The sequence below is a fragment of the Lachnoclostridium sp. An131 genome (genome assembly GCF_002160825.1).
GTDB lineage: Bacteria > Bacillota > Clostridia > Lachnospirales > Lachnospiraceae > Laedolimicola.
In genome coordinates, this window is sequence record NZ_NFLI01000002.1 from 144,709 (window position 1) to 165,337 (window position 20,629).

16 protein-coding genes are annotated in these 20,629 nt (G+C 52.3%); all 16 read left to right on the top strand.

Features of this window, described 5'->3' with window-relative positions:
- Window positions 1-32: 32 nt before the first annotated feature.
- Entirely contained in the window at window positions 33-791 is a 759-nt protein-coding gene (locus B5E77_RS02270) for a DeoR/GlpR family DNA-binding transcription regulator (RefSeq protein WP_162609622.1), read from the top strand.
- A gap of 56 nt (window positions 792-847) precedes the next feature.
- A complete protein-coding gene (locus B5E77_RS17180; RefSeq protein ID WP_242963553.1) occupies window positions 848-2,869 on the top strand; it encodes a 2-oxo acid dehydrogenase subunit E2 in 2,022 nt (673 codons plus the stop codon).
- 153 nt (window positions 2,870-3,022) lie between these two features.
- Window positions 3,023-5,503 (top strand): alpha-ketoacid dehydrogenase subunit alpha/beta, encoded by a 2,481-nt coding sequence (locus B5E77_RS02280; protein WP_087163775.1) that lies wholly within the window; start codon window positions 3,023-3,025, stop codon window positions 5,501-5,503.
- 242 nt (window positions 5,504-5,745) lie between these two features.
- A complete protein-coding gene (locus B5E77_RS02285; RefSeq protein WP_087163776.1) occupies window positions 5,746-6,348 on the top strand; it encodes a KpsF/GutQ family sugar-phosphate isomerase in 603 nt (200 codons plus the stop codon).
- 13 nt (window positions 6,349-6,361) lie between these two features.
- On the top strand, window positions 6,362-7,129 hold the full coding sequence (locus B5E77_RS02290; protein WP_087163777.1) for a DeoR/GlpR family DNA-binding transcription regulator: 768 nt from the start codon (window positions 6,362-6,364) through the stop codon (window positions 7,127-7,129).
- Window positions 7,130-7,681: 552 nt separating this feature from the next.
- Entirely contained in the window at window positions 7,682-7,897 is a 216-nt protein-coding gene (locus B5E77_RS02295) for a hypothetical protein (RefSeq protein ID WP_087163778.1), read from the top strand.
- Between the two features lie 239 nt (window positions 7,898-8,136).
- Window positions 8,137-9,135, top strand: a complete 999-nt coding sequence (locus tag B5E77_RS02300) for a lipoate--protein ligase (protein ID WP_087163779.1) — start codon at window positions 8,137-8,139, stop codon at window positions 9,133-9,135.
- A gap of 340 nt (window positions 9,136-9,475) precedes the next feature.
- Window positions 9,476-10,477 (top strand): rod shape-determining protein, encoded by a 1,002-nt coding sequence (locus B5E77_RS02305; RefSeq protein WP_087163780.1) that lies wholly within the window; start codon window positions 9,476-9,478, stop codon window positions 10,475-10,477.
- A 152-nt stretch (window positions 10,478-10,629) separates the two neighbouring features.
- Window positions 10,630-12,924, top strand: a complete 2,295-nt coding sequence (gene recD2 / locus B5E77_RS02310) for an SF1B family DNA helicase RecD2 (protein ID WP_087163781.1) — start codon at window positions 10,630-10,632, stop codon at window positions 12,922-12,924.
- Entirely contained in the window at window positions 12,845-13,579 is a 735-nt protein-coding gene (locus B5E77_RS02315) for a ComF family protein (RefSeq protein ID WP_087163782.1), read from the top strand. Before recD2 ends, B5E77_RS02315 begins: the two co-directional genes overlap by 80 nt.
- 91 nt (window positions 13,580-13,670) lie before the next feature.
- Window positions 13,671-14,126, top strand: coding sequence for a hypothetical protein (locus tag B5E77_RS02320; RefSeq protein WP_087163783.1), 456 nt, complete (start codon window positions 13,671-13,673; stop codon window positions 14,124-14,126).
- Window positions 14,104-15,117: a hypothetical protein gene (locus B5E77_RS02325; protein ID WP_204248001.1), complete on the top strand. Its 1,014-nt coding sequence runs from the start codon at window positions 14,104-14,106 to the stop codon at window positions 15,115-15,117. Before B5E77_RS02320 ends, B5E77_RS02325 begins: the two co-directional genes overlap by 23 nt.
- Window positions 15,118-15,141: 24 nt before the next feature.
- A complete protein-coding gene (cdaA, locus tag B5E77_RS02330) occupies window positions 15,142-16,041 on the top strand; it encodes a diadenylate cyclase CdaA (protein ID WP_087163784.1) in 900 nt (299 codons plus the stop codon).
- Window positions 16,007-17,569: a CdaR family protein gene (locus B5E77_RS02335; protein ID WP_087163785.1), complete on the top strand. Its 1,563-nt coding sequence runs from the start codon at window positions 16,007-16,009 to the stop codon at window positions 17,567-17,569. The genes cdaA and B5E77_RS02335 overlap by 35 nt, the downstream gene beginning before the upstream one ends.
- Before the next feature lie 56 nt (window positions 17,570-17,625).
- Complete coding sequence (locus tag B5E77_RS02340; RefSeq protein WP_087163786.1) at window positions 17,626-17,889, top strand: HPr family phosphocarrier protein; 264 nt, start codon at window positions 17,626-17,628, stop codon at window positions 17,887-17,889.
- Window positions 17,882-20,614 carry a DUF2142 domain-containing protein gene (locus B5E77_RS02345; RefSeq protein ID WP_162609623.1) on the top strand — a complete coding sequence of 911 codons (2,733 nt, stop codon included), beginning with the start codon at window positions 17,882-17,884 and terminating at the stop codon, window positions 20,612-20,614. The genes B5E77_RS02340 and B5E77_RS02345 overlap by 8 nt, the downstream gene beginning before the upstream one ends.
- Window positions 20,615-20,629 lie beyond the last annotated feature (15 nt).

The following is a 20,629-nucleotide window of genomic DNA, read 5'->3' on the forward strand; positions in this document are numbered from 1 at the left end:
TCATAACAAATCATAACAAGAGGGTACGCGCTATGAACCAGCTTCGGCGGGAGAAGATAGGTAAGTATATTCAGGAAAAAGGTGCTGTGACAGTGAAGGAACTCAGCGCTCTTTTTCCTGATGTCAGTTTAATGACAATACACCGGGATTTGGAGAAGCTGGAACAGGAGGGCGTCATTAACCGGACCCGCGGAGGAGCAGTGTCGGCCGTTCAGGGAAGCAGCATTACAGAAGCCAAGCTGGAAGCCCGGATGCACACGAACATGAAGTCGAAGCGGGAGATGGCAGCGAAGGCTCTGAAGCTGATAGAGCCGGGAAGCGCGGTTTTTCTGGATGCCGGTACATCAAGCATGGCGCTGGCTCAGGCGATGCCGGATATGGATGTCAATATTTTTACAACGGGACCGAATATTGCCCTGGAGCTGGCGAGACTGTCGATGCCGGCTATCCATATGTGCGGCGGAACCTTGAACCGCTTTAACCAGGCGGTATCGGGACAGAGTACTCTGCAGATGCTGGAGCAGATTAACATAGCCACGGCCTTTCTGGGAGTGTCCGGCTATACGGACGAAGGCGGTTTCACCTGCGGCAAAGAGGATGAAATGCTGGTCAAGCGGCTGATGATTCAGAAGGCTGGGAAAAAGGTGATCCTGATGGACAGCTCCAAATGTGGAAAGATTCTTCCCTATACCTTTGGAAATGTGGAGGATGCAGATTACATCGTCAGCGACGGCAGGCTTCCGGAGGAGCTGATGCAGCGCGCGGAACGGGCAGGAACCCGGATCCTTTGAAAAAGTGAGCAATATAAATAATTATAAATGAAACTAGAATGATGGAGGTAAGAAAAATGGCAGTAGGTGTAGTGATGCCAAAAGCAGGAATCACAGTAGAGGAATGCGTGATTACTGAGTGGCTGAAAAAAAAGGGCGACCACGTCAATGTGGGCGACGTTCTTTTCACTTATGAGACAGACAAGGCGTCTTTTGAATGTGAATCCACGGCGGAAGGCGAGCTTCTGGAAATCTTTTATGAGGATGGAGACGAGGTTCCTGTATTGACCAATGTATGTGCAATTGGCCAGCCTGGAGATGACATTTCCGGACTCCGCGGCGCGGGAACAGAGACAGCGGCAGCGGCCCCGGAAGCAGCGTCTGCACCCGCCCCGGCAGCACCGGCGTCTGCGCCTGCAGCAGGAGGCAATATGGCACAGGCTGTCATCATGCCGAAAGCGGGAATCACGGTAGAGGAGTGCGTGATTACCGAGTGGCTGAAGAAAAAGGGAGATCATGTCAATGTGGGGGATGTGCTCTTTACATACGAGACGGACAAGGCTTCTTTTGAATGCGAGTCTACAGCAGAAGGTGAGCTTCTGGAAATCTTCTATCAGGATGGAGATGAGGTTCCGGTACTGGCTCCTGTGTGTGCGGTAGGCCGGCCTGGAGACAGCATCGAGGGCTTGAAGGATGGAACGGCGCCTGCAGCCTCTGCGGCGGTACCTGCGCCTGCGGCAGCCCCGGCTCCGGCAGCGGCAGCGGCCCCTGCGGCGGGAGGACATGCGGCACAGACCGTTATCATGCCGAAAGCGGGAATCACGGTAGAGGAGTGCGTGATTACCGAGTGGCTGAAGAAAAAGGGAGAACACGTCAATGTGGGCGATGTACTCTTTACATATGAGACAGATAAGGCTTCCTTTGAATGCGAATCTACAGCAGAAGGTGAGCTTCTGGAAATCTTCTATCAGGATGGAGATGAGGTTCCGGTACTGGCTCCTGTGTGCGCGGTAGGCCAGCCTGGAGACAGCATTGAGGGCTTGAAGGATGGAACGGCGCCTGCAGCACCCGCACCTGCGGCGGCATCTGCAGCAGCAGCAGCGGCTCCGGCAGCACAGACGGCAGTTCCCGCACCTGCGGCGGCTCCAGCAGCCACCGGCCCGGCAAATCCGGACGCAAAGGTTTCCCCGAGAGCAAGAAAGACAGCGGGAGAGCTTGGAGTAGACGCTACGGCGGCAGCCGGAACAGGCCCGCACGGACGGATTATCGAAGCAGATGTAAAGGCATACGCAGCCAGCGCGCCCGCGCCTGCGGCAGTTCAGCAGGCAGCCCCGGCAGCGGCGGCACCTGCGGCAGCAGCGCCTGCACCTGCAGCGGCTCCCGCAGAGGCTGCTCCGGAGGCAGAATACGTGGATGTGAAGTTCTCTGGCGTCAGAAGAGCGACGGCGAAGGGTATGACGAAGTCTTTAAGCACGATGGCTCAGCTGACGAACTGCCATTCCTTCGACGCGACAGCGATTCTTGCGCTGAGAAAGCAGATCAAGGCCAATGGCGAAGCGATGGGAATGCCGAACATTACGCTGAACGACATGATTCTTTTCGCTGTATCACGCGTGATCAAGAATCATCCGGATTTGAATGCGACTATGCCGGAAGAGAATGTACTGCGTAAATATACACATGTAAATCTCGGTATGGCTGTAGATACTCCTAAGGGCCTGTTTGTTCCGACGATTTTCCATGCGGACGAGATGAGCCTTGCAGAGATCAGCGTAGAAGCGAAGCGTGTCGCAAAGCTCTGCCAGGAAGGAAAGGCGACCCCGGATCTGCTGGCTGGAGCTACCTTTACGGTATCCAATGTGGGCTCTCTCGGAGTTGAGATGTTTACTCCGATTATCAATCCGCCTCAGGTGGGGATCCTGGGCGTATGCGGAACGATTACCCGCATCAAGGAAGTGAATGGGGAGATTAAGCCCTACCAGGCGATGCCGCTGTGCCTGACCTATGACCACAGAGCGGTGGATGGCTCTCCTGCCTCCCGCTTTATGAAAGAGCTGTGCAGTGCACTGGAGAATTTTTCACTTCTGATGATGAAATAAACAGAAGCTTCCCGCGGCGGCCTGCTCGGGAAACAAAAATGCCAACCAACTTCCGGGCCGGGGGCGGATACGTCCCGTTCCTGGCCCCTGCCATTTTAGTGAAACAACGGGCTGTACAGGCAGCCTGAAATTTATAAAAAGGAGATAAAGAACATGCCAAAGTCAATATTTGTTGATCCGGACAAAATGCGTGCTGAAGGAAAAATCACATTCAAAGACATTCCGATCAACGTGTACAAAAAATCCGTACAGGAAGAATTGGATGAAGGAAACTATACAAAGGAAGATCTGCTTCGTATTTTCCGTGATATGACGATCTGCCGTGAGTTCGAGGATATGTTGAACCAGATTAAGACTCAGGCGAAATACGCTGATGTGGAGACTACATATCCGGGTCCGGCTCATCTGTCTCTTGGACAGGAGGCTGCAGCGGTAGGAGAGGCTTATCTGCTTGGCAAAGAGGACTTCACATTCGGAAGCCACAGAAGCCACAGTGAGATTCTGGCCAAGGGCCTGTCCTGCATCCAGAAGCTGGAGGATAAGGAGCTTCTCGATATTATGGAGAACTTCTTTGATGGAAAGACCCTCAAGGCCATTAAGACTGTCAGCAAGGCAGAGGGCGATGTGAAAGAGCTGGCTATTGAGTTCCTGGTATATGGAGCGCTTGCAGAGCTGTTTGCCCGCGAAAACGGTTTCCATAAGGGATTGGGCGGATCCATGCACGCATTCTTCCTCCCCTTTGGTGTATATCCGAACAACGCTCTGGTAGGCGGTTCTGCGACGATTGCTACGGGCGCTTCCCTGTTCAAAAAATGTAATGACAGAGAGGGTGTAGTTGTAGCAAACCTGGGTGATGGTTCTATGGGACGCGGTCCCGTGTGGGAGGCTCTTTCTTTCGCGACTATGGATCAGTACCGCACGCTCTGGGAAGAGGGAAGAAAGGGCGGACTGCCGTTGATCTTCAATATCAATAATAACTCCTATGGCATGGGCGGCCAGACCTGCGGCGAGACTATGGGCTACGGCGAGCTTGCGCGTATGGGCGCAGGCGTGACGGAGAGCCAGCTCCACGCAGAGCGTGTAGACGGCTATAATCCGCTGGCAGTCATTGACGCATACCGCCGTAAGCTTCCTCTGGTTAAGAGCGGTGAGGGTCCGGTATTCCTGGATGTGGTGACCTACCGGCTGCTTGGCCATTCTACCTCCGACCAGAACGCATACCGTACCAAAGAGGAGATTGAGGCATGGAAGGCTCAGGATCCGCTGGTGACATACCGCAAGGCTCTGGTAGAGGCGGGCGTAGCAGATGACAGCGTATTTGAAGAAATCTGGGCAAAGACAAAAGAGAGAATGGCACGCATCTGCCGTCTGGCAGCTGACAAGGAAGCGTCTCCGTACCTTGATTTTGACAAGGACCCGGCTATCATCGAGCGCGTAATGTTCAACAACGGAAAGCAGCGCAACATGGATCCGGGCAGGGAACCGTCTGTTATGGGACCGAAGGAGAACTGCAAGCGTTACCGGGATATCCAGAAAAAGATCCGCACGCATTATATGGACGGACAGGAAGTAAGCTCTATGAAGCGTTATAACATCCGTGATGCAGTTTTTGAGCCTATGCTCAATAAATATTATGAGGATCCGACCCTGATTGCCTATGGTGAGGACGTGCGTGACTGGGGCGGCGCGTTTGCCGTATACCGTGGATTTACTGATGTAATCCCCTACTCCAGACTGTTCAATTCTCCGATTTCCGAATCAGCCATCGTGGGAACCGGCGTAGGCTACACCATGTGCGGCGGCCGCGCGGTAATCGAGCTGATGTACGGTGACTTTATCGGCTGCTGCGGCGACGAGATTTTCAACCAGATGGCGAAATGGCAGGCCATGAGCGCCGGAATTCTGAAGATGCCGCTGATTCTGCGTGTATCGGTAGGCTCCAAGTATGGCGCGCAGCACTCTCAGGACTGGACCTCCATGTGTGCTCATGTACCGGGACTGAAGGTATGCTTCCCGGCCACACCGTATGAGGCGAAGGGACTGATGCAGGCGGCCCTGAACGGAACCGATCCGGTTGTCTTCTTTGAGAGCCAGAGAATCTATGACGTAGGCGAGAAATTCCACGAGGGCGGCGTTCCGAAGGAAGAGTATGAGCTTCCCTTCGGTGATGTGGATGTTATTACGACAGGATCTGATATTACAGTCCTGACTATCGGCGCCACATTGTACAGAGCTTATGACGCAGTACAGGAGCTGAAGGAGAAATATGGCCTGTCTGCAGAGCTGATTAACCTGTGCAGCCTGGTTCCGCTTGATTACACCAAGATCATTGAGTCTGTAAAGAAGACCGGAAAGGTTGTGCTGGCTTCTGACGCCTGCGCAAGAGGAAGCTTCCTGGATGAGGTGGCAAAGAACATCACTGAGCTTGCCTTCGATTACCTGGATGCACCGCCTGCAGTAGTAGGAGCTCAGAACTGGATCACACCTCCCTTTGAGTACGACAAGTATTTCTTCCCGCAGAAGGAGTGGATCCTGGATGCCATCAACGAGAAGCTGGTTCCGCTGAAGGGGTATACACCGGTGACGAATGTGACGGCTGAGGAGCAGATGAGAAAGCTGAAGCTGGGTGTGTAAGGGAAAACGGGTGTATGACAGCTTGTGCAGCTGAATAAAAAGGCAGACAGGCAAATGGCTGTTGGCGAATAAATAGAGGGCAAGGGACAGAACGGCTGGCGGAGGCCAGAGTTCAGTCCTTTGCCCTTTTTTCTGCAAAAATAAAAACTTTGCAATAAGATAGTTGACTTGTCAAAAAGAAAATGATATTTTCTTTTATATAAACAATGTGACCTATAAAGACGGAATTAAGGAGAAAGACTATGAAAGCAGAAGCAAAGGCGGCTGCCCTGGCAGCGTATGAGATTGAGAAGACGTGCATTGAAGAGATGAAGGCATATTTTGATGAGGAGCAGTTTGGCAATGCGGTGAGGCTGCTGGCGTCGGCTGAAAGAATTGGAGCCTCTGGATGTGGACATTCAGGTATTATCTGTCAGCATTTTGCTCATCTGATGTGCTGCATAGAAAGGCCTGCGCGCTTCATATCGCCAGCGGAAGCGGTGCATGGAGCAACAGGCTTTCTGCAGAAAGGCGATGTGATGGTGTTTGCTTCGCGCGGAGGTAAGACGAAGGAGCTTTTGCCGATTCTGGAGATTTGCAAAGCAAAGGGAGTATCTGTGATCACAGTGACAGAAAATTTGGACTCTCCTCTGGCCGGCGGAGCGGATGTGGTGTTGAAGCAGCATGTGAACAGGGAGACCGACAAATACAACGCGCAGGGAACGACCAGTACGACTGCTTTGTGCATGATTTTTCACGCTTTGCAGGCGGCCCTTATTGAGGAGACGGATTATCAGGAGGAGCAGTTTGCCTTAATCCATCCGGGTGGAGCTGTAGGAGAAAGACTGAATCATAAGGCGCTGTAGAAGGAGAGATAAAATGGCAGACGGGAGACTGAAAATTGACATCAGAAGAAACAGGATTCTGGAGATACTGAAGGAAAAAGGAAGGGTACTGGTCACAGAGCTGAGCCAGGAGCTGGGAGTGACACCTGTAACGATACGTACAGACCTGGATGCACTGGAAGCGGATGGACGTTTGGAGCGTGTCCAGGGAGGGGCTATCATGAAGCCGCGGCCTGCTGCGCAAGGCTGGGATGCAGGCAGTGAGGACGAGGAAAAATGGGCGATAGCGAGGTATGCGGCGGAGCAGCTTCCGGATGGATGTACATTGTTTATCAATTCCGGCTCAACAACGCGCTGCCTTGCGCGGGCGCTGAAAAAACGGAGAAACCTGAATGTCGTTACCAACTCTCTGGCTGTAGCGGCCGAACTGGGAACGCTTCCCTCCGTACACGTGATACTTCTGGGCGGAGAAATTAACGTGCAGAACGGATTTACGTTTGGGGAGGACGCGCAAAAGCAGCTGCAGCGGTATCAGGCGGACTGGGCGGTGCTTTCTGTAGATGGAGTGAGCGTTTCCGGCGGTATCACAACGTTTCATGCAGAGGAAGCGTCGGTCAACCGCATTATGATGGAACGATCGAGAGGGATCCTGATCGTAGCTGATCATACCAAAATAGGGCGTACGGGATTCACATACCTTCATGGAATTGATGCGGCGGTCCGGCTTGTCACCGACAGAAATTGCAGTGAAGAGAGCCTGCGGGAGCTGGAGTACAAAGGAATGCACGTAGAACGTGTGTGAAGTGCATTCCTTTGTACTCTGAAAGCCGCCTGTCAGGATTGTTTCCGGAAATGATATTAACGGGAAAAGTTCACGCAAATATCAAAGCCTCCAAAGAGCAGTTTCCTGATGTCCTGGAAGGATGCCTGGTTTAATTCATAAAAAGGTCTGTGTTCCTTTTAGGTAAAGATTTTCTTGTTTTAATTATAAAAAAGGAAAAACGATAGTCAATAATATTTTCTGTATATTTTTAAAAACACAAATATACATAATAAAATACGGTATTTTTTAGTAAAAACAGAGTGAAAAAGAAGAAAAAGAAAAAAATATTTTCCTTAAAGAAAAGTGCGGCCGGGAGGTGCGAAAAACGCAGCCCCCCCCCGGGACAGAGTTTGTTGTGCTCAGCTTTCGAGAACTCCCGGTTTTTTGTCTTTGTGAAAAGGACAGATATATTTTCCGGGGGTAAGCTGAGAAAACTCTTTTTGGATTTCTGTGAGCTTTTTCGGTGATTGGTATAGCTTGGCGGCGGTAAGAGCGAGAACCTTTCCGGCTGTTATAGAAGCCTTATGCGCAATGGAGGTAGCTGATTGTCCGGCCGCCTGCCTGGGCGCGGCGATGATAGCGGCAGCAGGCGAAGGGGCGGATGCGGAGAAATACAGGGAGCTGGCTGCCCTGGGAAACAGAACGGAAAAAAGCTACGTTCCCTGTGAATCGGAGCGGTATGAGCGCAAATACCGGCAGTTCTGCCGGCTGTACCAGTCTATGCTTGAGACGGCCAGACTGCTGTAAGGCTTAAGATAAGGTGCCGGAGGCTTTCCTCTTTTGCGGCAGTGAGGGAAAAGGATAATTAAAAGTTGTGTTAGTCCTGAATTTCATGTAAAATGAACAAAGGGCCGGAGAAAACAGGAGTCTGGTTTTCACCGGCCCTTCTGCCTTTTGCCTGCGGCTGGCAGAAGGCGGCTGGTCCTGCTGCCAAGTAACCATAGAAATCGGCATATGCTGAAGAAGCTGACAAAGGAGAGACAAAAATGGCGAACAATTATTTTCTGCAGACGTATACCTGGAACCCCTGGCGGAATCTTGCCGTGGAGAAATACCTGGCGGACCGTATCGGAGAGGGAGACATGGTTCTCTATCTCTGGCAGAATGATCATACGGTAGTAATAGGAAGGAACCAGAATGCGATTCGGGAGTGCCGGGCGCAGCTCCTGGAGGAGGAAGGGGGCTTTCTGGCCCGGAGGACGACGGGCGGAGGCGCTGTCTATCAGGATTTGGGAAATCTGTGCTTTACCTTTCTGGCGTCACCGGAACGGTATGATTTGGATCGGCAGCTTCGGACGGTGCAGGCAGCCTGCCGTAAATTTGGCATAGAGACGAAATTTTCCGGACGGAATGATATTATTACAGAGGATGGGTTTAAGTTTTCAGGCAATGCCTTTTCCAAAAACTCGAGATGTAATATTCAGCACGGCACGCTGATGGTGGATGTGGATGTGTCGCAGCTTGGCCGTTATCTGACGCCTTCCAAAGAAAAGATGAAAGCCAAAGGTGTGAAATCCGTCCGGTCCCGGGTCTGCAATCTGAAGGACTTAAATCCTGCGGTTACGGTAGAGGCAATGCGCCAGGCGCTGAAGGAGAGCTTTCTGGAGGTTTACGGAGATTTTACAGAGCTTGATCCGGCACAGCTTGACAATCCTGAGGTGCAGGAGACATATGAGCTTTATGCCTCCTGGGAATGGAGATATGGCAAATCTCCGGAGTGTGAGAGCTCCTATACGCACCGGTTTGACTGGGGAGAAGTAGAGGTCTGGCTGAAGCTCCATGCGATGCATATCAGTGAGATTAAGGTGTATTCGGACGCCCTCGATGTGGACCTGCCGGAAAAGCTGGAAAGGCTCCTTGCGGGAAAACGATATGACATGGCAGATTTGAATCTGGCGCAGGAGACTGCAGACTGTACAGAGGAGCAGAAGGCCAGGCTCCGGGAAGCGGTGGAATGGCTGGCCGGCCTCTGGGCAGCAAATTAGCAGCAGAAACACCTGGAAGCCGCTTAAATACGCCTGGAACCTTAAGAACTGCTTAATTTTCCCCGCTTAGAAAAAAAGTGCTTTTCTTTTTGGCAACTATTGTATATAATATAGATTGGCGTAAATGCAGGGGTCTTCTGCGGCTGAAATACAGGGCCGGGACAGGCTGTGAACGACGCGCCTTCTATATAAAGTCATAGACAGATGGGACGGTTTCCGGCAGAGAGCCATGGCTGTTTTACAGGAAAGAGGCCGGATGCCTGAATAACTGCTGATAAATGTGAAAGAATGTAATCATAGGAAGAAACTGAGAGAAAAGCGAGAAAGGGGATTGTGAATCATGGCAGGGACTGATATCGGAATTGATCTGGGTACCGCGAGTATTCTGGTGTATATAAATGGAAAGGGCGTTGTGCTCAAGGAGCCGTCCGTAGTAGCGTTTGACAGAGATACGAATAAGATCCGCGCCATCGGTGAGGAGGCGCGCCTGATGCTGGGAAGAACGCCGGGCAATATTATTGCAGTGCGTCCGCTTCGCCAGGGCGTTATTTCTGACTACACGGTGACGGAGAAAATGCTGCGTTACTTTATTCAGAAGGCTACCGGAAAGAAGACCTTCCGCAAACCGCGCATCGCGGTCTGCGTGCCCAGCGGCGTTACAGAGGTGGAGAAGAAGGCCGTGGAGGACGCGACCTACCAGGCGGGAGCGAGAGAGGTTCTGATCATTGAAGAGCCGATTGCGGCCGCTATCGGAGCCGGCATCGATATTTCCAGGCCCTGTGGAAACATGATCGTGGATATCGGAGGAGGAACCAGCGATATCGCTGTGATTTCTCTGGGAGGCACGGTAGTCAGCACATCGGTAAAGGTGGCCGGCGATGACTTTGACGAGGCGATTGTGCGCTACATGCGTAAAAAGCACAATCTTCTGATTGGTGAGAGAACCGCAGAGGATATCAAAATAAAGGTGGGAACCTGCTATCCGAGAGCAGAGGTGGAGCGTATGAATGTACGCGGCCGTAACCTGGTGACGGGTCTTCCCAAGACCGTGGAGGTGACCTCTGAGGACTGCGAGGAGGCTCTCCGCGAGACGACCATGCAGATTGTGGAAGCGGTTCACAGCGTGCTGGAGAAGACTCCGCCCGAGCTGGCGGCGGATATCGCGGACCGCGGCATCGTTCTGACCGGAGGAGGAGCGCTTCTGCGCGGCCTGGAAGAGCTTCTGGAGGAAAAGACCGGAATCAATACGATGACGGCGGAGGATTCCATGAAGTGCGTGGCGATTGGAACAGGAAAGTTTGTGGAATTTATGGCGGGCAACCGTGAGGATCTGCATGCGTAAGCTATCCGTATTCTCATGACTGAGAGCATGGGGAAGCTTACACGGGAGGTACTTACGCAGGACGCGCATGTCTGCCGTGGAAGCTGCACAGAAAAAGATACAAATGAGGGGCATGACGGAGGATTCTTCTGTCATGCCGTTTTTATAGGTGTATGATGAAACTGGAAGGCTATGTAGAACATATTATCTATCGAAATGTGGACAACGGTTATTCGGTGCTGAACCTCGCGGCAGATGAGGAAGAGATCACAGTGGTGGGAACTTTTTCTTACATAAGCGAAGGGGAGCTGCTGGAACTGGAAGGCGAATATACAGAGCATCCCCTGTATGGACAGCAGTTTCATGCAGAGAGCTCCCAGGTGAAGGCGCCAAAGGATGCCCTTGCCATGGAACGTTATCTGGGAAGCGGAGCGATCCGGGGGATTGGCGCGGCGCTGGCGGCTCGGATCGTCAGGCGCTTTGGGGCCAAAACCTTTGAAATCATGGAGAGAGAGCCGGAACGCCTGGCTGAGATTAAGGGAATCAGCGAGCGCAAGGCCAGGGAGATTGCGGAACAGATGGAGGAAAAGAGGGATCTGCGCCAGGCGATGATCTTTCTTCAGGAATATGGGATTTCCGTAAATCTGTCTGTGAAGATCTATCAGCAGTATGGACAGGAAATATACCATATCATAAAGGAAAATCCCTACTGCCTTGCGGATGATATTGCGGGGGTAGGCTTTCGGACTGCGGATGAAATCGCGAAGAGAGTGGGAATCCGGGAGGATTCGGATTTCCGGATTCGGAGCGGAATTTTGTACACCCTGCTTTTTGCTGCCGGAGAGGGTCATACCTGCCTGCCGGAGCAGATGCTTCTGTCCAGGACGTCCGAGCTTTTGGGCGTTCCTCTGGAAGCTGTGGAGCGGCATCTGTCAGACCTGAACATGGATCGAAAGCTGGTGCGCAAGCTTCTGCCAGATGAAAATGGGGAAGAGGCACCGTTTGTGTACAGTGCCGCGGCATACTACGCCGAGCTCAGCACGGCGGTGATGCTCTGCCGCCTGAATCTTTCCCTGGAGACCTCCGATACAGAAATTGACACAAGGCTCCACAGGATCTCTCAGCAGTCCCAAATTGAGCTGGATGAGCGTCAGAAGGAAGCAGTGTCGGAGGCTGTAAAAAACGGCGTGCTGATTCTGACCGGGGGGCCGGGAACGGGAAAGACCACGACGATCAACGCAATGATCCGGTACTTTGAGGCGGAGGACATGGAGATTCTTCTGGCCGCCCCCACAGGGAGAGCGGCAAAGAGGATGACAGAAGCCACGGGCTGCCAGGCGCGAACGATTCACCGGCTGCTGGAGCTTGCGGGCGGCCCGGATAATCTTGCGGGAGCGTCAGGAAGGGCAGTCTTCGCGAAAAATGAGGAGAATCCGCTGGAAGCAGATGTGATTATCATTGATGAAATGTCGATGGTGGATCTCTATCTCATGCAGGCGCTTTTAAAGGCGGTGGTGCCGGGGACCAGGCTGATTCTGGTGGGTGACGTCAATCAGCTTCCCAGCGTCGGCCCGGGCAGCGTACTTCAGGATCTGATACGCTCCGGAGCCTTCCCGGTGGTGCGGCTGACGAAGATTTTCCGCCAGGCGGCTAAGAGCGATATCATTGTAAACGCACATAAGATCAACAGAGGGGAAAGGATCACCCTGGATAATAAGAGCCGGGATTTCTTTTTCCTGAAACGCCAGGATCCGAACTTGATTCTGCGGGTGGTGCTGGCGCTGGTGCAGGAAAAGATGCCCCGGTATGTGAACGCGCAGATCTCGGATATTCAGGTTCTGACGCCTATGCGAAAAGGAGTGCTGGGAGTGGAGAACCTGAACCGTGTGCTGCAGCGGTATCTGAACCCGGAGGCGCCGGACAAGCCTGAGATTCCCTTCGGGCACGGTGCTTCGGGCGGAGAAAATGGAGAAAATGGAAAAGGCGTTCTGCGGACCGGAGACAAGGTCATGCAGATACGCAACAATTATCAGCTGGAATGGGAAGTGCGCAACCGCTATGGAATAGCAGTCGACAGAGGACTGGGCGTGTTCAACGGGGACATGGGAATTGTAAGGTCAGTCAATGACTTTGCGGAAGAGGTGACGGTGGAATTTGATGAAGGACGCATGGTCTCCTATCCCTATAAGCAGCTTGACGAGCTGGAGCTGGCCTATGCGATCACAGTACATAAATCCCAGGGAAGCGAGTATCCGGCCGTGGTGATCCCGCTTTTGTCAGGGCCCCGGCCGCTGATGAACCGGAATCTTCTGTATACGGCGGTTACGCGGGCGCGGTCCTGCGTGACGCTGGTGGGAAGCGCGGAGACCTTCCAGGCTATGGTGGACAATGGAACAGAACAGAAACGGTATACAGGCCTTTGCGAGGCTGTCAAATCTTATCTATCCTCGCAGATGCCCGATCTGTGACGGACTCACAGGCTCACATAAGATACTGGCCTGCGGAGAATGCAGGCAGAGACTTGTCTATGTCCGGGAACCGGCCTGCAAAAAATGCGGGAAGCCTCTGGAAAAAGAAGAGACGGAATACTGCGCTGACTGCGGGCGCAGGAAGCATTCTTACATACGGGGAAAGGCAGTGTTTCCTTATGACAGGCTGCTGCGGGCCTCGGTCGCGCGGTTTAAATACAGAAACCGCAGGGAGTATGCAGATTTTTACGCGGAGGAGCTAATAAAAAGCTGCGGGACGGCGCTGCTTTCCTGGGAGCCGGACGCGCTGATTCCCATTCCGCTCCATAAAAGCAGAATGAGAAAAAGAGGCTTTAACCAGGCGGAGCTTGTGGCCCGGAGAATTGGAAAAAGTCTGGGAATTCCTGTGGAAACCGGCCTCCTTTTCCGGGCAAAAAGGACCAGCCCCCAAAAGGAGCTGAGCGACGCACAGAGAAGGTCCAACCTGAAAAATGCTTTTCAAGTGCGGAAAAATGATGTAAAATTAAGAAAAATAGTGCTGATTGACGATATTTATACGACAGGGAGCACGATAGACGCGGCCGCCGGCGTGCTGCTTGAGCATGGGGCGGAAAAAGTGTATTTTTTGGCGATTTGTATTGGAAGAGGCTTTTAAATATGTCTGAGACATGATATACTGAAGTCTGAAAAGTCAAAATACTGCGTGAACAGGATATGTGCGCAGAGAAAAGACAAGAGAGGTACACATGGTTAACGAAGAAAAAGTCAGACTTATGGCGAAGGCTGCCTCGTTTGAGGCGGGGGAAGGAAAGCAGGCTTTGTCCATGAACCGGTTTTTCCGCGGAGATTATATCAGTCTCCGGCTGATTGGCGCATGGGTTTCTTTTACTGCCGCCTTCTGCCTGTGTGTGGGGCTGTGGGCCTTTTATAAAATGGAATACCTGATGAGCAACATCAACAGGCTGGATCTTCCGGCCATGGGAAGAGGGCTGGGGCTCCTCTACCTGAGCCTGCTGGGAATCTTTCTGCTGATTCACTATGTGGTATATTACAACCGCTATCAGCAGAATAAGAAGCGCCTGGCGGCATACAATCATATTCTGAAGCAGCTGTCGCATATCTATCAGACAGAGTCCAGAAGCGCGGGCAGCGAGCTTACATCAGAAGGAGCGGAAGAAAATGAAGACTTTACTGGAATATAGAGAAAAGATGAAACTGTTTCTGGGAAAATACGATATTTATATCTTCCCGGTACTGAAATTTGCCCTTGCGCTGATTACATTTCTGGTAATCAATGCCAATGTGGGCTTTATGCCGAGACTTACGAATCCCGGGATTGCCCTGGTGCTGGCGCTGATGTGCTCGTTCCTGCCGCTGAATATGACAGCTGTCTTTGGAGCGCTTCTGATTCTGGTGCACATGTATTCTCTTTCTCTGGAAGCGTTTGCTATCACCTTTGTGCTGTTTGCGCTGATGTTCCTGCTGTTTTTCAGGACAGCGCCGAAATATGGATATCTTCTGATTGTGACCCCGCTGGCCTTCGGCCTGCGGATTCCGTATGTGATCCCCCTTGCGATGGGGCTTGTGGCGACGCCTGTGGCAGCGGTTCCTGCAGCCTGCGGCACAGTCGTCTATTTCCTGCTGCACTATATTCATTTGAATACAGCGATCCTCGGAAATACAGAGACCAGCACGATGGCAGAGAAGATCACCTATCTTCTCGACAATGCGGTAAACAATAAAGAGATGCTTCTGACTGTCGCGGCTTTTTCTCTGACACTCATCATTGTCTATGTAATCCGCAGAATGTCTGTGGATTACTCCTGGACGATTGCGGTTGTCGTGGGTACGGTAACAGATATAGTCGTTCTTCTGTTCGGCAGCCTGGCCCTTGATATTTCGCCGAGAATCGCAGGGGTTCTTGTGGGCAGCCTGATTTCCGCGGGTCTGGCCCTGATCCTTCAGGTGTCCATATTCAGCCTGGACTACTCCCGGACAGAGTACGTCCAGTTTGAGGATGACGAGTATTACTATTATGTGAAGGCGGTTCCCAAAATCACGATTGCGGTTCCGGAGAAAACCGTGAAAAAAATCAGTCCGCAGAAAAAGACTGCCGCAGTCCGGAAAAAGGAGAAGCAGGGAAGAAGACCGGCGGCGCGGCCGGCAGAGAGACAGGACAGACAGAACAGATAGACATGGCAGAAAGGAAGGAGTACGATGAAATTTTCCATTCCTGAAGTTGTAACTGAATTATTTGACACCTTCCGTATGGCAAATATCCGCGTTACGGATGTGGTGGAGATCATCATCTTATCTTTCCTGATATATGAGATCATGCTGTGGATCAAGAAGACCCGCGCCTGGGTGCTTTTGAAAGGCTTTGGTGTGCTTCTTGTCTTTATTTTGATTGCTATTTATTTTGAGATGAATACAATCCTCTGGCTGGCGCAGAATGTGTTCAGCCTGGGTGTAACAGCCCTGCTTATCGTGTTTCAGCCGGAGCTTCGAAAGGCGCTGGAGCAGCTGGGGCAGCAGAACATCATCAGCTCTATCTTTAATTTTGACAGTGCGAAGGAAGGAGAGGCGCGGTTCAGCGACAAGACGGTCAATGAGATCGTAAAGGCTGTATATGAGATGGCCAAGGTAAAGACCGGAGCGCTGATCGTTATAGAGAAAAAGACGCCCCTGAATGAATACGAAAGAACGGGAATCACGCTGGATTCGGTACTGACTAGCCAGCTCCTGATTAATATATTTGAAAAAAACACACCGCTCCATGACGGGGCTGTGATTGTGCGCGGAGACCGGATCGTCTCGGCTACCTGCTACCTTCCGCTGTCGGATAACCTGTTCCTGAGCAAGGAGCTGGGGACCCGGCACAGAGCGGCCGTCGGAATCAGCGAGGTGACGGATTCTCTGACGATTGTGGTGTCTGAGGAGACCGGGGCTGTGTCGACAGCCTCCCAGGGTGAACTGAAGCGGAATCTGGAACAGGAGGAGCTGAAGAGGCAGCTGGCAGCGGCGCAGGATAAGACAAAGGATACGGGAAGATTCAGACTGTGGAAAGGACGGGTGAAGAAGCATGAAAAAGCTGCTGACGAAAAACCTGGGGCTTAAGTTCCTTTCCATTGTTTCGGCGGCGATGCTCTGGCTTATCGTGCTTTATCTGGAGGATCCGGTGGATTATCAGGATTATTCGCCGATTCGCGTGACGATGCTGAATGAGAATGTGGTGACGGATCAGGGACTGGTTTACCAGATTGAGGATAACAGCGATGTGATCAGCGTCCGCGTAAGAGCTCCGCGTTCTGTGCTGAATGAGCTTTCCGCAGATGATTTTACCGCGACGGCCGATATGGAAAAAAATATGAAGTACGGCAATCTGGTGGGGATCGAGGTCACCTGCAGCAACCGCAAGGTGGAATCTGCAAACATCACCAAAAGCAGGGAAAATGTGGTCCTGAACATTGAGGATGCTTCCACAGAGAGATTTAATGTAGTCGTGGACCAGGAAGGAAGTCCGCCGGATGGATATATGGTTGGCACGGCGGTTCCCGAGCAGAGCATGATTGAGATCAGCGGCCCGGCTTCTGTGGTATCCAAGATTCGGAGGGTAGAGGCTGTGCTGCCGGTATCGACGCTTACCTCAGACAGCACCGTGCACTGCAGCTTAAGAGTGATCGATGGAAACGATGAACAGTTAAGCACTGCAGAGCTGAATACGTTGGAGTTTACGGGCAAAGAGGAAGGAATGGATGTAGTGGTCACGATGCTCCGGACCAAGACGGTGCCGTTGCAGGTGGGCTATTCGGGTACCCCGGATGAGGCCTACAGCTTCGGTTCTATTTCCTACAGGCCTGAAACTGTAGAGATAGCAGGTACCTCGGGGGCCATTGCAGATGTGACTGAGATTGTGATACCGGATGAGGCAGTCAATATAGATGGAATCACGGAAAATCTCCAGATGACGGTGGATATCACACCATATCTGCCAGAGGGAATCCGTCTGGTGGACGATACTGAGGCCAACATTGCGGTGGTCGTAGAAATAGAAAGAAAGCAGGGGAGAACGGTAGAAATTCCCGTTTCAGATATCGGCCTGCGGAATGTTCCCAGAGGCTACGAGGTAGACTTTGGTGATTTGGAAAGCGTTGAGCTGGTCGTAATGGGCACGAGCGCCGAACTGGCTGAGCTGAATACGGATGAGATAGCGGTGACGCTTGATCTGACAGGGTATTCCAGAGAAGAAGGGGCCTATACGGAGACACTGGACGTCACTCTGCCAGACGATGTGTACAGCTTGATGAATGATGTAGAGATAGAATTTGAGCTTGTGCGTGCTTCAGAGAGCTCTGGAACGACGGCAGGGGGCAGCACCGGCACGGGAACGTCAAACGGAAGCTCCGGCGGTTCCGGGACGGGTGACAGTTCCGGCGAAGAGGAGGAGCCGGGAACCGGCGGGGACGCTTCCTCCGGTTCTGAAAATTCCGGGGGGACCGGAACCTCCGGGTCTGGAGGCGATTCCTCTGCGGGAGGCGGATCCGGAAGCAGCTCTTCTGGAGGAAGCTCCGGAGACAGCACTTCTTCGGGGAGCAATACAGGCGGAAGCGGCAGTTCATCTGGAAACACTTCTGCGGAAGAGTAGGATACATACAAAAACTTGAAATACAAAAAACAGCATGAAAACAGGAGGTATGCGGCATGGTAAGTCAGAAAGTAGTTATTCAGAACCCAACGGGGCTGCATTTAAGACCGGCGGGAATCCTCTGCAAGACCGCGATGCAGTTTAAGTCTTCGATCACCTTTACCTTTGACAGGACGACGGCGAATGCCAAGAGTGTATTGAGCGTACTTGGCGCCTGCGTAAAGTCGGGGGATGAGATCGAGATTAAGTGTGACGGCGTGGATGAGCAGGCTGCGCTCGCTGCAATGGTAAATGCCGTGGAGAATGGACTTGGTGAGTAATAAGAAAAAATGGGCGATAGGGTATGCGGTGCTCTGCATACTCTATTTCGTCATATCTGTTGCGGTTCCTCATGACCGGCTGGAATCACAAGGGCTTGAAGGGATCGGAAAGCCTTCCTTAAAACTGAAGACGGAAGAGATAACTGACGGAACGGAACTGCGTTTTGAATATCAATCAGAAGGACAGGCGCTCAGCCAGCTTTCTTTTTATTTTACAGCTGATGGAAAAAGCTTAAGCAGCGGAGAGATCCTGATTGAGGCGTACGACAGCCAGACGGAGGAGCTTCTGGCTTCAGAAGCCTATGAGCTGGCAGATTTGGGCGTGGAAGCCTTCTGGGGAGTTACGTTTGACAAAGAGCCGGTAAACCAGGAGATTACGGTGGTGATTACCGGGGAAAATATAGAAGAAGGACCGTATGTCTGGCTGAATACAGAACATGAGACCAGCGGAAGCTCTTCTCAGGACGGACAGGCATTGGAGCAGAACCTGATCTACAATGCAGTGTACCGGACTCAGGTGCATTATGTGAAGCAGCCGCTGCTGATCACAGCGATGCTGGCTGTTCTCGGGGGCATGTTTTTCCTGCTGTATGGAAGAAAAATGCCGGAACAGCCCGGTGCGGAGACGGAGGCGGGGCTTCTGCATGCCGCAGAGGCAGGCGGAAAGAGCGGCGCCCTCCGGCGAAAGGCGCAGGCTTTTTACAAAAAGTACAGAAAGCTGCTGGGGCTTTTGCTTCTGCTTCTGATCGTGGCGCTGGTATTCTATTATGTCTATGACGTGCAGATCCGGGAGGCGATGAACAGCACGCACCGGGAAGTAGTCATGAGAGATAATGGAGAGCTTCTGCCTGTGACTGCGGAGAGCTGTGAGCTGACACAGTATTATACGACAGAAGAGGACGAGCTGGTTGGGCTTGGAGTCCGTATGGACTTAAGTGAGGATTTTAACGGAGAAGGCACAATCCATGCGGAGATTCGGGATGTGACAGAAGCAGGGGGCGCGTCCGGAGGCCAGGGAGAGAGCAAAGCGGGAGGAGAGCTTCTCTGCGCGGCCGACATCGATGCCGCGACGCTTCTTGACGGCCAGTATATGGGGCTCATCTTTGACAATTCCCAGAGCGGCGTGAAGGGGCATACCTATGAGATTACGCTGCAGTTTTCGGAAGGCCTGCAGGATTCGGGACTTTCGGTGATTGTGACACCTGCGGGATATTATGAGGAAAATACCTTTTATGTGAACGGAGAAGAGAGTGAGAACCGGCTGAGCATGAATGCACATACGTATTTCAATCTCTTCCTGCAGAAATATTTCTTCGTCATGTTCCTGTTTGCGGAAGTGGTGGCAGCCGGTTTTTATTATCTGGCCTTTCTGCGCCGCTGCCGGATTGAAAAGGTCTTTGTCTTTACGATCCTGTGTCTGGGCGTGATTTATAACTTTGTCCTGACGCCGTACATGGCTCCGGATGAATCCTATCATATCGATATGTCCTACCGGCATTCCAATGCGCTTCTTGGAATTGAGTCGGCAGGAGAGAATAAATGCTACAAGCGGAAGGACGATACGCAGCTGGAATTCACCTCGAGTCCCAGCCTGGAAAACTATAAGCTTATTTATGACGGCCTGTTTACGCTGGCTGAGGACGATACGCTGGTAGAAGCGGACGCGACCTCCACGACAGAAGCGCCTGTGATTATTTATCTGCCGGCGGTTCTGGGAATGACGCTCGCCAGGCTTCTGCATCTGGGAACGGTGCCAATGCTGCTCCTGGGCCGGTGGTTCAACCTTCTTGGCTTTACGATACTGGCATATTTTGCGATGAAAAAGCTGCCGTTTGGAAAAACGACGCTGTTTCTTCTGTCGATTCTGCCTATGAATCTTCAGCAGTGCACTTCTTTTTCCTATGATGCGGTGATTACAGGAGTAAGCTTCCTGTTTATCTGCTGGTGCGTGTCCCTGACCTTTGGGGAGAAGGCGGTGAAGCCTGTGGACATGCTGGGCCTTGGAATACTCGGAATTATTCTGGTGTATGGAAAGAGCGGGGCCTATCTGCCGCTGGCGCTTCTGGTTTTCCTGATACCGGCGAAGCGGTTTGGCGGGAAGCGGGTCAGGAACCTTTGCATTCTGGGACTGTTCCTGCTGCCTGTGCTGTGCTTCCTGAACCAGAACACAGATACTGTCAGCTACATTGCGACGACGACAGAGGCTACAGCTACTGTGGGCTCTTCCATGACAGCGGGATATACGATTCATTATTTCCTGTCCCAGCCTCTGGAGCTTATCCGCATGCTGGCGAATACCCTGAGCGATAAGACGGCCTTTTACCTGGAATCTCTGGTAGGGCAGAAGATGGGATGGGTGGAAATCGAAATTTCCGAAGTGATCTCCATGCTTTTCTGGCTGCTGCTGATTCTGTCCGCACTGAAGCCAAAGGAGGAACCCATGTACGTCCGGACAGGACAGAAATGCTGGATTGCTTTTGTCTGCGCGGTCTGCGCGGGGGTGATTCTGGCAGGCATGCTGCTGACCTGGACGCCCTACGGGAATGTGTCTATCGAAGGCGTGCAGGGACGTTACTTTATTCCGTTTATGCCGGCGCTGATGCTGCTTGCGCGGAATACGAGGCTTACCTGGGACCGCAGTGCGGAACGGGGGCTTATGTACGCAGGCTTTATCGGTCAGCTCCTTGCAGTCATGTATCTGATCAAGGCTGTGCTTGTGCTGTAGCGGAACGGAGAGAAC

Coding starts and splice junctions, on each gene's coding strand:
- recD2 (WP_087163781.1), top strand. CDS start 10,630: ATGATGAAACTGGAAGGCTATGTAGAACATATTATCTATCGAAATGTG.
- cdaA (WP_087163784.1), top strand. CDS start 15,142: ATGAAATTTTCCATTCCTGAAGTTGTAACTGAATTATTTGACACCTTC.
- B5E77_RS17180 (WP_242963553.1), top strand. CDS start 848: ATGGCAGTAGGTGTAGTGATGCCAAAAGCAGGAATCACAGTAGAGGAA.
- B5E77_RS02320 (WP_087163783.1), top strand. CDS start 13,671: ATGGTTAACGAAGAAAAAGTCAGACTTATGGCGAAGGCTGCCTCGTTT.
- B5E77_RS02295 (WP_087163778.1), top strand. CDS start 7,682: ATGGAGGTAGCTGATTGTCCGGCCGCCTGCCTGGGCGCGGCGATGATA.
- B5E77_RS02305 (WP_087163780.1), top strand. CDS start 9,476: ATGGCAGGGACTGATATCGGAATTGATCTGGGTACCGCGAGTATTCTG.
- B5E77_RS02340 (WP_087163786.1), top strand. CDS start 17,626: ATGGTAAGTCAGAAAGTAGTTATTCAGAACCCAACGGGGCTGCATTTA.
- B5E77_RS02270 (WP_162609622.1), top strand. CDS start 33: ATGAACCAGCTTCGGCGGGAGAAGATAGGTAAGTATATTCAGGAAAAA.
- B5E77_RS02325 (WP_204248001.1), top strand. CDS start 14,104: ATGAAGACTTTACTGGAATATAGAGAAAAGATGAAACTGTTTCTGGGA.
- B5E77_RS02280 (WP_087163775.1), top strand. CDS start 3,023: ATGCCAAAGTCAATATTTGTTGATCCGGACAAAATGCGTGCTGAAGGA.
- B5E77_RS02285 (WP_087163776.1), top strand. CDS start 5,746: ATGAAAGCAGAAGCAAAGGCGGCTGCCCTGGCAGCGTATGAGATTGAG.
- B5E77_RS02315 (WP_087163782.1), top strand. CDS start 12,845: ATGGAACAGAACAGAAACGGTATACAGGCCTTTGCGAGGCTGTCAAAT.
- B5E77_RS02300 (WP_087163779.1), top strand. CDS start 8,137: ATGGCGAACAATTATTTTCTGCAGACGTATACCTGGAACCCCTGGCGG.
- B5E77_RS02290 (WP_087163777.1), top strand. CDS start 6,362: ATGGCAGACGGGAGACTGAAAATTGACATCAGAAGAAACAGGATTCTG.
- B5E77_RS02335 (WP_087163785.1), top strand. CDS start 16,007: ATGAAAAAGCTGCTGACGAAAAACCTGGGGCTTAAGTTCCTTTCCATT.